General features: G+C 70.0%; 10 protein-coding genes and 1 pseudogene. 4 read left to right on the top strand and 7 right to left on the bottom strand.

Translation table 11 applies throughout. The features are described 5' to 3' along the window. On the top strand, nucleotides 1-2,255 hold a 2,255-nt coding region (locus G6048_RS41390; RefSeq protein ID WP_165344767.1), incomplete at its 5' end, for an ATP-dependent Clp protease ATP-binding subunit. 33 nt (nucleotides 2,256-2,288) lie between these two features. Here the strand turns inward: G6048_RS41390 and ggt are convergent. Beyond that, nucleotides 2,289-4,091, bottom strand: a complete 1,803-nt coding sequence (gene ggt / locus G6048_RS41385) for a gamma-glutamyltransferase (protein ID WP_165344766.1) — start codon at nucleotides 4,089-4,091, stop codon at nucleotides 2,289-2,291. Between the two features lie 104 nt (nucleotides 4,092-4,195). Here ggt and G6048_RS41380 point away from each other — a divergent pair, with 104 nt between their 5' ends. Further along, nucleotides 4,196-4,954 (top strand): hypothetical protein, encoded by a 759-nt coding sequence (locus G6048_RS41380; protein WP_165344765.1) that lies wholly within the window; start codon nucleotides 4,196-4,198, stop codon nucleotides 4,952-4,954. Nucleotides 4,955-5,070: 116 nt separating this feature from the next. Further along, complete coding sequence (locus G6048_RS41375; RefSeq protein WP_165344764.1) at nucleotides 5,071-6,657, top strand: CocE/NonD family hydrolase; 1,587 nt, start codon at nucleotides 5,071-5,073, stop codon at nucleotides 6,655-6,657. A gap of 86 nt (nucleotides 6,658-6,743) precedes the next feature. Here G6048_RS41375 and G6048_RS41370 read toward each other — a convergent pair whose 3' ends face one another. Further along, complete coding sequence (locus G6048_RS41370) at nucleotides 6,744-7,487, bottom strand: amino acid ABC transporter ATP-binding protein (protein WP_165344763.1); 744 nt, start codon at nucleotides 7,485-7,487, stop codon at nucleotides 6,744-6,746. A gap of 110 nt (nucleotides 7,488-7,597) precedes the next feature. Then, nucleotides 7,598-8,035, bottom strand: a complete 438-nt coding sequence (locus G6048_RS41365; protein ID WP_165344762.1) for a DUF6278 family protein — start codon at nucleotides 8,033-8,035, stop codon at nucleotides 7,598-7,600. Nucleotides 8,036-8,319: 284 nt separating this feature from the next. Between G6048_RS41365 and G6048_RS41360 the strand changes: the two genes are divergently transcribed. Then, a complete protein-coding gene (locus tag G6048_RS41360; protein WP_235990978.1) occupies nucleotides 8,320-10,032 on the top strand; it encodes an SGNH/GDSL hydrolase family protein in 1,713 nt (570 codons plus the stop codon). Nucleotides 10,033-10,045: 13 nt separating this feature from the next. Here G6048_RS41360 and G6048_RS41355 read toward each other — a convergent pair whose 3' ends face one another. From G6048_RS41355 to G6048_RS41340, 4 genes and pseudogenes are all read right to left on the bottom strand, one after another. Beyond that, nucleotides 10,046-10,825 carry an exodeoxyribonuclease III gene (locus G6048_RS41355; protein ID WP_165344761.1) on the bottom strand — a complete coding sequence of 260 codons (780 nt, stop codon included), beginning with the start codon at nucleotides 10,823-10,825 and terminating at the stop codon, nucleotides 10,046-10,048. A gap of 53 nt (nucleotides 10,826-10,878) precedes the next feature. Further along, nucleotides 10,879-11,514: an MBL fold metallo-hydrolase gene (locus G6048_RS41350; RefSeq protein ID WP_165344768.1), complete on the bottom strand. Its 636-nt coding sequence runs from the start codon at nucleotides 11,512-11,514 to the stop codon at nucleotides 10,879-10,881. Between the two features lie 89 nt (nucleotides 11,515-11,603). After that, nucleotides 11,604-12,890, bottom strand: a complete 1,287-nt coding sequence (pcaDC, locus tag G6048_RS41345) for a bifunctional 3-oxoadipate enol-lactonase/4-carboxymuconolactone decarboxylase PcaDC (RefSeq protein ID WP_206342779.1) — start codon at nucleotides 12,888-12,890, stop codon at nucleotides 11,604-11,606. 123 nt (nucleotides 12,891-13,013) lie between these two features. Further along, nucleotides 13,014-13,253 (bottom strand): annotated as a pseudogene (locus G6048_RS41340) (hypothetical protein); the annotation flags it as partial.

Raw genomic sequence — 13,253 nt, 5'->3', positions numbered from 1 at the left:
CCCCCCTCGGTATCACCCCCGCCGTCAAACGCGCCCTCCTCGACGCCCACGCCCTGGCCAGGGCGGAAGGCGTCGGCTACATCGGCCCCGAGCACGTCCTCAGCGCCCTGGCCGCGAACCCCGACTCCGCCGCCGGGCACATCCTGAACGCCGCCCAGTTCAGCCCCTCCCCCCTCCCGCCCGAGGGATCGGCCCCGGCGGCAGGCGCTCCAGCGCACCAGGAGCGGGCACGTTCCTCGCCCACCCCGACCCTGGACAAGTACGGCCGGGATCTCACCGACCTCGCCCGGCAGGGCCGTATCGACCCGGTCATCGGCCGGGACCAGGAGATCGAGCAGACCGTCGAGGTGCTGTCCCGGCGCGGCAAGAACAACCCGGTGCTGATCGGCGACGCGGGCGTGGGCAAGACCGCCATCGTGGAGGGCCTCGCGGAGCGCATCGCCGACGGCGACGTGCCCGACGTACTCGCCGGCCGCCGGGTCGTCGCCCTGGACCTGTCGGGCGTGGTGGCCGGGACGCGCTACCGCGGTGACTTCGAGGAGCGGCTGACCAACATCGTCGACGAGATCCGGGCGAACTCCGACGAGCTGATCGTCTTCATCGACGAGCTGCACACCGTCGTCGGTGCCGGAGGCAGCGGCGAGGGCGGCTCGATGGACGCGGGCAACATCCTCAAGCCGCCCCTGGCCCGCGGTGAGCTGCACGTGGTGGGCGCCACGACGCTGGAGGAGTTCCGCCGGATCGAGAAGGACGCGGCCCTGGCGCGCCGGTTCCAGCCGATCCTGGTCCCCGAGCCCTCCCCGTCGGACGCGCTGGAGATCCTGCGCGGCCTGTCCGACCGGTACGAGGCCCATCACCAGGTCCGCTACGCCGACGAGGCCCTGGTCGCCGCCGTGGAGCTGTCCGACCGCTACATCACGGACCGCTATCTCCCGGACAAGGCCATCGACCTGATGGACCAGGCGGGCGCCCGGGTGCGCCTGCGCGCCCGGACCAAGGGCACCGACGTACGCGCCCTGGAGCGCGAGGTCGAGCAGCTCACCCGGGACAAGGACCAGGCGGTGGCGAGCGAGCAGTACGAGCAGGCCACTCAGTTGCGCGACCGGATCAGCGAGCTGAAGACGAAGATCGAGGCGGGGCGCGACGGGGAGGCCGACGAGGGGCAGCAGCTCGAGGTCACCGCCGAGGCCGTCGCCGAGGTGGTCTCCCGGCAGACCGGCATCCCGGTCAGCAGCCTCACCACCGAGGAGAAGGACCGGCTGCTCGGCCTGGAGGAGCATCTGCACGAGCGGGTCGTCGGACAGGACGAGGCGGTCAGGGTCGTGGCCGACGCGATCCTGCGCTCCCGGGCCGGTCTCGCCAGCCCGGACCGGCCGATCGGCAGCTTCCTCTTCCTCGGCCCGACCGGGGTCGGCAAGACGGAGCTGGCCCGTGCGCTGGCGGAGGCCCTGTTCGGCAGCGAGGAGCGGATGGTGCGCCTGGACATGAGCGAGTACCAGGAACGGCACACCGTCAGCCGGCTCGTCGGCGCCCCGCCCGGCTACGTCGGCCACGAGGAGGCCGGGCAGCTCACCGAGACCGTACGGCGGCACCCGTACTCGCTGCTCCTGCTCGACGAGGTGGAGAAGGCCCACCCCGACGTGTTCAACATCCTCTTGCAGGTCCTCGACGACGGCCGGCTCACCGACGCGCAGGGCCGCACGGTGGATTTCAGCAACACCGTGATCGTGATGACGAGCAACCTCGGCTCCGAGGCGATCACCCGCGGCACCGGCCTCGGGTTCGCCGCGCGCGACGCCGAGGCCGACGAGCAGGCCCGCCGTGAGCAGGTTCTGCGCCCGTTGCGCCAGCACTTCCGGCCGGAGTTCCTCAACCGGATCGACGAGGTCGTCGTCTTCCGGCAGCTCACCAGCGATCAACTGCACCGCATCACCGAGCACTTGCTGGATCAGACCCGGAGCCGGCTGCGCGCCCGGGACATCTCGGTCACCTTCACCGAGAGGGCCGTCGACTGGCTCGCGCAGCGCGGACACGAGCCCGAGTACGGCGCCCGGCCGCTGCGCCGCACGATCCAGCGGGAGATCGACAACCGGCTGTCCCGCCTCCTCCTCGACGGCCGGCTCACGGCGGGCAGCCACGTGACGGTGGACATCGAGTACGGAGAGCCGGTGTTCCACACGGACGAGACCAGGGCCGTCAACACCGGCGACAGCAAGGGCGACAGTACGGACGAGGCCAGTCAGGCCGAGGGCTGAGCTACGACAAGACCGGCCACGCCGAACCCTGAACTACCTCGCCGGTGTCACCACCATCGCCGACCCACCCCCGCGCCGTACCTTCTCCGCCGCCGCCAGCCACTTCCCGTGCGGCAGCCGCTGAACGCCGGTCGCCGCGCCGATCTCCGGGTTCTGCCGGAAGCCATGGCCGATCGACTCCAGCCCAGTCCTCAACTCGCTGTTCCACAGGCCCGGTTCGAGCTCGGTCGTCGCCTGGTTCCGCTGACTCGCGCGCGGTGCCGCGATCGCGTCGACCAGCGGCAGGCCACGGTCGACGAGGCCCGTCAGCGTCTGCAGCACGGTCGTGATGATCGTCGCGCCGCCCGGCGAACCGAGCGCCACCACCGGCTTGTTGTGCTGGTCCAGCACGATCGTCGGCGAGATCGACGAGCGCGGCCGCTTGCCAGGGCCCGGCAGGTTCGGGTCGTGGACGTCGGGGCTCGCGGGTGTGAAGGAGAAGTCCGTCAGCTCGTTGTTGAGGATGAAGCCGCGGTCCGGCACGGTGATGCCGCTGCCGCCGGTCTGCTCGATGGTGAGGGTGTAGGCGACGACGTTGCCCCACTTGTCGGCCGCCGTGAGATGCGTGGTGTTCTCACCTTCGTACGTCGTCGGCGCCGCCTTATCGCCGGTCGCGCAGGCCACGGGGTTCCGCGGATCGCCCGGCGCGAGCGGGCTCGTCAGCACCTCATCGTCCTTGATCAGGCACTCCCGCGAGTCGGCGTACTTCTGCGACAGGAGTTCCTTCGTCGGTACGTCCTCGAAGGCGGGGTCGCCCACCCAGCGCCCCCGGTCCGCGAAGGCGATACGGCTCGCCTCGATGTAGCGGTGCAGGTACTGGACGTCCGAGGCCTTCGAAAGGTCCGTGTTCTCAAGGATGTTGAGCGCCTCGCCGACCGTGGTGCCGCCAGAGGAGGAGGGGGCGATGGAGTAGACGTTCAGATCGCGGTACTTCGTCTTCGTCGGGACCTGCCGCTTCGTCTCGTACGCCGCGAGGTCCTTCAAGGACAGCTCGCCCGGGCGTGCGTTGCGCCCGGAAGCCGGGTCCACGGGCGGGTCGTTGACCGTGTCGACGATGTCGCGGGCCAACTTGCCGTGGTAGAGCGCGCCGACGCCCTTGCGGCCCAACTCCGCGTACGTACGCGCCAGATCGGGGTTCTTGAAGGTGGCGCCGACCACGGGCAGTTGGCCGCCAGGGAGGAACAGCTCGGCCGTGTCCGGGAAGTCCTTGAAGCGGGCCTGGTTGGACTCGGTCTGGGAGCGGAAGGTCGGGTCGACGGTGAACCCTTCGCGCGCGAGCCGCTCGGCGGGCTTCAGCAGCGGGCTCAGCCGCTTGCTGCCCCAGGCGTCGAGCGCTGTCTGCCAGGTGGCGGGCGTCCCGGGCGTCCCCACGCCGAGGCCGCTGGTCACCGCGTCGGCGAACGGGATCGGCTGCCCGTTCTCCAGGAAGAGCCCCGAGTCGGCGGTCAGCGGTGCCGTCTCGCGTCCGTCGATGGTGTGCACCGTACGGGACTTGGCGTCGTAGTAGACGAAGTAGCCGCCCCCGCCGATGCCCGCGGAGTACGGCTCGGTGACGCCGAGCGCCGCGGCCGTGGCGACGGCCGCGTCCACCGCGTTGCCGCCCTTGCGCAGGACCTCGATACCGGCGGCGGACGCGTCCGCGTCGACGCTCGACACGGCCCCGCCGTATCCGACGGCGACCGGCTCCTTCTTCGGCGTCGCGGTGGCAGGCGCGGACGGAGGTGCCGCCCCGACCGACACCACGGCGGCCGAGACCGCCAGAACCACGAGCTTCCGCCTGACCGGACGACGACGCATCCCTACCTCCAGTTAACAGCCGTCTGCGCAGCGTACTTCTTCGCCATGATCCCGTCAGGGACTCCTCGAACAGTGTTCCGGCGCGCCCGCTACCATGCGCGCCCATGACTGACGACGTGCGCAACATCGTTCTGGGCGCGGCCCTGGCCGTCATCGGCGCCGCGCTCGGCTGGCTCGCCCGTACGTACCTGTGGAAGCGCAGACTCCGCCGTAAGCAGGCATTCTTCGGGCTGCCCGAGAACTCCGAGTCGCTGCTGGTGGTGAATCGCGACGCGGGCGGCCCGGATCTCACGGTCGTGCGCCACGATGTCGCCGCGCTGCTCGAACTCTCCGCGCTGATCAAGGACTGCGGGGCACACTCCCAACTCGTCGCGCACGACGCGGCGCAGCAGGGCTTCGGGGAACGTACGGAGTTCTGCGTGGGCCATCCCTCGGCAAATCGCCGGATGGCCGCGCATCTGCACTCGCTGCTGCCGGGCGTCCGCCTGAACACGGATCCGGAGCCGGGCCCGGACCGCGGCGCCTTCCAGATCGGCGGGGAGACCTATCGCCTGGAGCCCGGCCGGACCGAGTACGCGTTTCTCGCCCGGCTCACCGCGGGCCAGGGCCACGACACGACGAGGCCCGTGTTCGTCTTCTGCGGCCAGCGCGCGATCACCAACCAGGCGGCCACCCGCTATCTCGCCCGCCAGCACGAGAAGCTGGCGCGCAAGCACGGCAACAACTCCTTCGTCCTGCTGCTGAAGGTCGTCAACTCGCAGGCGTACGGGTCTGATGTCGTCGAGCTCGTCGCGGACGTCACGAAGGCCGCGCAGACCCCGGCGGTGGAGGCCGCTCCGCAGAAGGGACATCGCGCCTCCTAGGTTCCTACACATTTCAACGATCGTTACTCGCACGTAACTTACCGACGGGTTACTTGCGGTAAGAGGCGGCGGTTACCGTCGGGTCACTTTGCACTGACACGAGTGAGGAGTGACCCATGGGAAGCCCTCGCAAGGGCCTGCGTACCACCGCCGTCGGTGCCGTTTCGGCGACTCTGCTCGCCGGCACGGCTCTGGGACTCGCCCCTGCAGCCCAGTCGGCGCCCGGCACGTCGGCCGCGGCCGGCGGCGTCCGGTTCGTAGACATCGCCGGCGACGGCGGCACCACCCTCAAGGCCAACGTCGTCACGCCCGCAGGCGCCGACGGCACCCGCCGCTACCCCCTGATCGTCCTGCCGACCAGCTGGGGCCTGCCCCAGGTCGAGTACCTCGCCCAGGCCAAGAAGCTCGCCAACTCCGGCTATGTGGTCGTCAGTTACAACGTCCGCGGCTTCTGGGAATCCGGCGGCCATATCGAAGTGGCGGGCCCGCCCGACATCGCCGACGCCTCCAAGGTCATCGACTGGGCCCTCGCCAACACCCAGGCCGACGCGGACCAGGTCGGCATGGCGGGCCTCTCGTACGGCGCGGGCATCAGCCTTCTCGCCGCCGCACACGACAAGCGCGTCAAGGCGGTCGCCGCACTCAGCGGCTGGGCCGACCTGATCGACTCGATCTACTCCGGCCGCACCCAGCACTCCCAGGCGACCGCCCTGCTGGACGTCGCGGGCACCATCACCGGCCGCCAGAGCCCCGAACTCAAGCAGATCTACAAGGACTTCTTCGCCTCCAACCTGGCCAGGGAGCCGGAGCTCATCGCCTGGGGGAAGAAGCGCTCCCCCGCGACGTACGTCGACCGGATCAACGCCAACGGCACGGCGGTCATGATGGCCAACGCCTGGGGCGACACGATCTTCCCGCCCAACCAGTACGCCGACTTCTACGAGAAGCTCACCGGCCCCAAGCGGCTGGAACTGCGCCCCGGCGACCACGCCACCAACGAGGCGACCGGCCTCTTCGGCCTGCCCAACGACGTATGGACCGACACCGCCCGCTGGTTCGACCACCACCTCAAGGGCGAGGCCAACGGCATCGACCGCGAACAGCCCGTCCGGCTCAAGTCCCGCTCCACCGGCGGCTACGAGGGTTACCCGGACTGGAAGTCGGTCACCGCGACCCGGAAGAAGATCGACCTCGCGGGCACCACCACGATCCGCGCGAACACCAACTCCGGCGCGGACGGCGGCACCGTCTTCCTGTCCAGCATCCTCGACCAGGTGGCCCAGCTGCCCCCGATGGCCTCGATGCCGTTCCTGCCCCGCCGGCACGCAGCCGTATGGCAGTCGGAGAAGTACAAGAGCGCCCAACAGGTGCGCGGGACCACGAAATTGCACACCACGGTCGCCAGCAACAAGGAGAGCGGCACCCTCGTCGCGTACCTCTACGACGTGGGCCCGCTCGGCCTCGGCAAGCTGGTCAGCAACGCGCCGTACACGTTCCACGGGCAGACGCCGGGCAAGCCGTTCGGTGTCGACCTGGAGCTGTTCTCCACGGCGTACGACGTCCCGGCGGGGCACCGGCTCGCTCTGGTCGTCGACACGGTCGACCCGCTCTACATCGAGCACAATCCGGACGGCGCACAGCTGACCTTCTCCTCGCCCCCGGCCGATCCGTCGTATGTGTCGGTGCCGCTGCGCGGGCAGTGATCTCCGGCTGCTGCGAGGCGGGTCGTCCCCATCGCCATCGCCCGAGAGGTACCGCTCCCTCAAGGAGTTCTTGAACGCGTCACTCGTCAGTGCTTGAGGATCTTGGAGAGGAAGTCCTTGGCACGGTTGCTGCGCGGGTCGGTGAAGAATCCCTCGGGGGTACGGTCCTCGACGATGCGGCCGTCGGACATGAAGACGACGCGATCGGCGGCGGAGCGCGCGAAGCCCATCTCGTGCGTGACGACCATCATGGTCATGCCCTCGCGCGCGAGCTGCTGCATCACCTCCAGCACCTCATTGATCATCTCCGGGTCGAGGGCCGAGGTCGGCTCGTCGAACAGCATCGCCTTGGGGTCCATGGCGAGGGCGCGGGCGATGGCCACGCGTTGCTGCTGGCCGCCGGAGAGCTGTGCCGGGTACTTCATGGCCTGATCGGCGAGGCCCACTCGGTCGAGGAGCTGACGCGAGCGACGGTCGGCCTCGTCCTTCTTGCGTCCACGGACCTTGACCTGGCCCAGCGAGACGTTCTGCAGGACCGTCTTGTGCGCGAAGAGGTTGAACGACTGGAAGACCATCCCGATCTCCGCGCGGAGCCTCGCGAGGTCCTTGCCCTCCTCGGGCAGCAGCTTGCCGTCGAGTCTGATCTCCCCCGACTGGATCACCTCGAGCCGGTTGATCGCCCTGCACAGCGTCGACTTGCCCGACCCCGAGGGGCCGATGACCACGACCACCTCCCCCTTGCCGACGGTGAGGTTGATGTCCTGGAGGACGTGCAGATCGCCGAAGTACTTGTTGACGTCGCTCAGCTCGATCAGGGGATCGACAACCATGCCCAGCCCTACCCACTCGTCGCTGTGTCGCGGTGGCCGCAAACTATCCAGCTATCCAGACAGAAGTGCAGCCAATGTACGACATCCGCACGTTTCGGGCATAAGCCCTGTTACGCCTCCGACACCTCGCCGTACAGCTGGGAGAGTTCCGGTACGCCACTGGCCGCCCACTCGTGCCCGGCGGCGACCACGTCGATCTCGCGGCCGGACTCCAGCCGCACCACCGGCTGACCGCTCGGCCACAGCTGCCAGGTCGCGCCGGGGACCGTGCGCAGGATGACCGTTCCGAGATACAGGCCGGCGTCGTTGCCGAGCCAGGGCAGGCTCTCCTCGTCGTCGCGCCAGCGCGGCAGCAGTTGGTCGAGCGCCTCCAACGAGGCCGGGGAGTCGTCGAGTTCGATCCCCGCCCGCTCCGCCTGGGAGCGCAGCAGTTCGCACTCGGAGAGAAGCTCGGCCACCCCCTCACGATCGCTCTCGCTGTCCGAGAAGACAGTGACTCTGGCGGGGTCTCGCTTCTTGCGCCAGTTGCCCAGGAACGAGATGTTCATACTCCCAGCCTGTCATCCGTATCGCCCGGCGCACCACAGGGCACGCTGGGCCGCTTGTTCCAGGGGATTTCGCCCGGAGTTCGCGCGTCGATCATTGACGGGTTCCTGACGCCTCCTTAGCTTCGCGGAGCACCTGTGGTCTCGCAGTTGTCGTGTCACATCTGTCGTCTCGCACGTCTCGCACGTGTCGTCTTGTTCGGCTTGTTCGTATTGTCGGCAAACGGGAGGAGTCGGTCGTGCACCGACGTGTCTGGGGTCCGGCCGTCGCTCTCGCTCTTCTCATGATGGCGGTGCCGACCGCGTCCGCGAAGGCCGGGCTGCCCACCCGGACCGGGCCGCTCCCGCTGGAGCGGCTCTTCGACAACACGGCCGTCAGCGATGACGCGCGCCCCGGCGAGGCGGACTTCGACGGCTCGGGCGGCTCCCTGTCGGCCCGGGACCTGACCGCCGCGGGCTGGACGCCGGGCCGCACACTGACCGTCCAGGGCGCCCGGCTGACCTGGCCCCTCAAGACGGCAGGGCAGCCGGACAACGTGCGCGCCGACGGCCAGCTGGTCCGGGTCCACGGCCGTGGCGACGCCCTCGCCTTCCTGGTGGCGGGCACGGCCGGTGACGCGGCCACGGGCACGGGTGTGGTGCGGTACGCGAACGGCTCACACTCCACGTACCGGCTGACCGCACCCGACTGGCGCCGCGGCCCCCTCGCCACGAAGGCCGTGGCGCTGCCGCACGTCAACACGCCCGGCGGCCAACTCGCCGAGAAGGCACGGCTGTACGTCGTCACCGTGCCGCTCGCCGAAGGCCGGACCGTCGCCTCCGTCCAGTTGCCGCGCAACGACGAACTGCATGTGTTCGCGCTGTCGGTACGCGCCGATTCGCCCGGCTGGACGGGCAGTTGGGCCACGTCGACCTCCGGGTACGGGGCGGTCGGGCCCTGGACGGACCGGACGCTGCGCCTCGTGGTGCACACCTCGGCGGGCGGGCCGCGCGTACGGATCCGGCTGGACAACACCTTCGCCGCCGCGCCCGTACGGATCGGCAGTGCGACGGTGGCGGTCCAGGCGTCCGGTGCGAGCCCGCGAAGCGCTCCCGTGCCGCTGTCGTTCCGGGGCGCCGCCGGGACCGAAATCCCCGCGGGGGCACAGGCGTTCAGCGATCCGCTCGGCTTCGATGTGCCCGCCGATGCCAATCTGCTGGTGAGCTTTCATCTGCCGGGAACAGTGACCGCCGCGCCCATGCACAGCCTGGCCGTCCAGCGGTCGTACCTCAGCGAGCCGGGCGACCATGCCGCGGACGCCGGCCCGGACGCGTACACCTCGACGATCAGCAACTGGCCGCTGCTGACCGGTGTGGACGTGGGCGGCGGGCCCGGTTCCGTGGTGCTGCTCGGGGACTCGATCACCGACGGCGAGAAGTCGACGCCGGACGCGAACCTGCGTTGGGGCGATGTGCTCGCCAGGCGGCTGCGGAACCAGGACGTGGTCCCGCGCTACGGGGTCCTGAACCACGGTATCTCGGCGAACCGTGTGGTCTCCGACCGTTACCCCGGCGACGGCGTCTCCGCCGACATGGGCGGCGTGAGCGCCCTGAACCGCCTCGACCGTGACGTCCTGGCGCAGACGTCGGCCCGTACGGTCATCGTCTTCCAAGGCGTCAACGACGTCCGCTGGGGCGCGAGCGCGGAGCAGGTCATCGCCGGGCTGCGGGAGATCGCCGACCGGGCGCACGCGCGGGGGCTGCGGGTGCTGGGCGCGACGATCGTCCCCTGTGAGGGGGAGGCTCGCTGCACGCCTGCCGCCGACGCCGGCCGCTCCGCGGTGAACACGTGGATACGGTCCAGCTCTGCGTTTGACGGGGTGCTGGACTTTGATGCGGTGTTGCGGGATCCGGAGCGCCCGTCCCGGATGCTGCCGGTGTATGACAGCGGGGATCATCTGCATCCGGGCAATGCGGGGCTCGCTGCGCTGGCTGAGGCTTTGGACTTGCGGTTGCTGTAGGTTCAGCGCCCGCTTACACGTCCAAGTCCACCACCACCGGCGCGTGGTCCGACGCGCCCTTGCCCTTGCGCTCTTCGCGGTCCACGTACGAATCCTTGACCGCCTTGGTGAAGGGCTCGTTGCCGTAGACCAAGTCGATGCGCATGCCTCGGTTCTTGGGGAAGCAGAGTTGGCGGTAGTCCCAGTATGTGTAGGGGTGGTCGTACTTGAGGGGGCGCGGGATCACGTCGGTGAGGCCGGACTCGCGGAGTTCCGTGAGGGCGGCTCGCTCGGCGGGAGTGACGTGGGTGGAGCCCTCGAAGGCGGCGATGTCGTGGACGTCGTCGTCTGTCGGGGCGATGTTGTAGTCGCCCAGTACCGCGAACGGGCGGCTGCCGCTCGCGTCGCCCGCGACCGCTGCCTTGAGGGCCTCGATCCACTGGAGTTTGTACGCGAAGTGGGGGTGGTCCACCTCTCGGCCGTTCGGCACGTACACCGACCAGACGCGGATGGGGCCGCAGGTCGCCGCTATGGCGCGGGGCTCCTGGACGCCGTCGTAACCGGGGTCGCTGGGCAGGCCCCTGACCACGTCTTCGAGGCCTGCGCGGGAGATCACCGCCACGCCGTTCCACCTGCCTGTCGCGTGCACCGCCGACTCGTAGCCCAGCTTGGTCAGTTCGTCGGTGGGGAACTGCTCGGCGGTGGTCTTGGCCTCCTGGAGGCACAGCACGTCGGTGCCGCTGCTCTCCAGCCAGGCCAGCAGCCGGGGGAGGCGGGCGGTGATCGAGTTCACGTTCCAGGTGGCAATCCGCATGCCTCACAACTTACCGGGCGGGTCTGACAACGGACCCTCGGGCGCCCTTGAGCTCAGAGTTCGGCCGAGGTGCCCGGCGTCAGCCGCAGGTGTTCCGCGCCGCCCAGGCCGCCGATCTGACGGTCGTAGATCGGGCGGGCGAGGTCGGTGAGGAGGGCGTCATGGATGTCGTACGCGCGTTGCGGCTTGACCTCGCGTACGTACTCGATGACCTCGGCGATCTTGTTCCAGGGGGCCATCACCGGGAGCATCAGCGTCTCGACCGGCTGGTCGGGGACGGTGAGGGCGTCGCCCGGGTGGAAGACGCGGCCGCCGTCGACGAGATAGCCGACGTTGGTGATGCGCGGGATGTCGGGGTGGATGACGGCGTGCAGTTCGCCGTGGACCTGGATGTCGAAGCCCGCGGCGGTGAAGGTGTCGCCGTGGCCGACGGTGTGCACCCGGCCGGGGAACGCCGCCGCGATCTGGTCGGAGACGGACTTCAGGGTCCACAGCTCGGCGCCGGGGTTGGCGTCCAGACCGGCCCGCAGCCGGCCCTCGTCGAAATGGTCGGGGTGCTCGTGCGTGACCAGGATGGCGTCCGCGCCGACCGCGGCGTCCTCCTCGCTGAAACCGCCGGGGTCGATGACGAGCGTGCGCCCGTCCTTCTCGAGCCGGATACAGGCGTGCGACTTCTTCGTGAGCTTCAGCTTCATGAGTTCCATCCTGCCTCCGCCCCCACGAGCGGGCGCACTCCCGGGTGCCACTCCTGGGCCTCTCGCCCGGGGTGTCCTGCGGCTCACTCCTGGGGCGTGGTCTCCTCGCGGATGACCTGCTGCGCCACCTTGAAGGCGCTGTTCGCGGCCGGTACACCGCAGTAGACGCCCGCGTGGAGGAGTACTTCCTTGATCTCGGCCGGAGTGAGGCCGTTACGGAGGGCGGCGCGGGTGTGGAAGGCGAGTTCTTCGAGGTGGCCGCCCGCGACGAGGGCGGTGAGCGTGACACAGCTGCGGGAGCGTCTGTCCAGACCGGGGCGGTCCCATATCTCGCCCCACGCGTAGCGCGTGATGAACTCCTGGAAGTCCCCGGAGAACTCGTCCGCCTGCGCGAACGCCCGGTCCACATGCGCGTCGCCGAGCACTTCGCGGCGGACCTTGATGCCCGCGTCGTACGGGTCGGGCCTGCCCAGGGCCTCGGGCTGCTCGGCGGCGGCGATCTCGGCGACGGGCGCGACCGGCGGGGCCGCGGCCAGCACCGGCTTGACCGGGGACGCCGCGATCGCCATATGGCCGGTGGTGGTGTCGAAGGCGGGCTGCTGCCAGGCGCTGGTGAAGTGCCGTACCAGGAGGTCGGTGACCGCGGCGGGCTGTTCCACGGGGACCAGGTGCGAGGCGCCGGGTACGACTGCGAGGCGGGCGTCCGGTATTCCGGCGACCAGGGTGCGGGCCTCGGCGGGTCCTGTGACCTGGTCGTCGGAGCCGACGAGAACGAGCGTGGGCACCCCGACCCGGCCGAGTTCGGGGCGTACGTCGAAGGAGGCGAGGGCCTCGCAGGCGGCGATGTAGCAGCCGGGGTCGGTGGTGCGCACCATCTGCACGGCCCACTCGGTGATCGCGGGCTGGGCGGCGGCGAAGCCGGTGGTGAACCAGCGTTCCGGGGACGTACGGGCGATGGGGTCGAGGCCGTTCGTCCGTACGATCACTCCGCGCTGGCGGAACTCGTCGGCCGTGCCGAAGCGCGGAGAAGCGGCGATCAGGGCGAGCGAGGCGACCCGCTCCGGGTGGCGCAGGGCCAGCTCCGTACCGACCGCGCCACCGAGCGCGCAGCCCGCGTAGCCGAACCGCTGGACGCCGAGCCCGTCGAGTGTGGCGAGCAGCCGGCCCGCGAGATCGGTGACCGAACCGGCCGGGTACGCGGGTGCGCCGCCGTGGCCCGGCAGGTCGAACCGGAAGATCCTCCAGTGCTTCATCAGCTCCGGGACCTGGCGATCCCACATATGCCACGTCGTGCCGAGCGAGGGACCGAGGACGAGGACCGGGGCGTCTTCCGGGCCGTCGAAGCGGTACTGGAGGGCAGGCGACTTCATCTCACTCACCGCTCCAAGCTAGCTTCCGCACCTGTGGGCGCGAAAACGGGACCGGTTTGTCCACATTGCCTGCACGGGGCCGCCACATGTGAGGCGACGTCACGCTTTGGGGTTCGGCGGGGCTCATGGGGAGTCACCGGGGCTCATGGGGAGTTCATGGTCGGTCGGTGAGCCCAGGCCGGTGAGGGCGCCGACCGGGTCGAGGTCGGGGGTGCCTCGGGGCCACCAGTCGTCGTGGCCCGGCTCCGATTCGTACGCGTACCAGAGCCCGTCGTGGCCGAGGCGGAGCTGTATGTGGCCGCGAGGGTGGGTGAGGTGGTTGTGCCAGGGGCGGAAGGCGGGGAAGTCGGCGGCCAGGAGGAG

Source organism: Streptomyces ureilyticus, from assembly GCF_011045025.1.
In the GTDB taxonomy this organism is placed as follows: domain Bacteria; phylum Actinomycetota; class Actinomycetes; order Streptomycetales; family Streptomycetaceae; genus Streptomyces; species Streptomyces ureilyticus.
The sequence above is the reverse complement of the archived record's forward strand: the minus strand, read 5'-3'. Positions and strand labels throughout refer to the sequence as shown.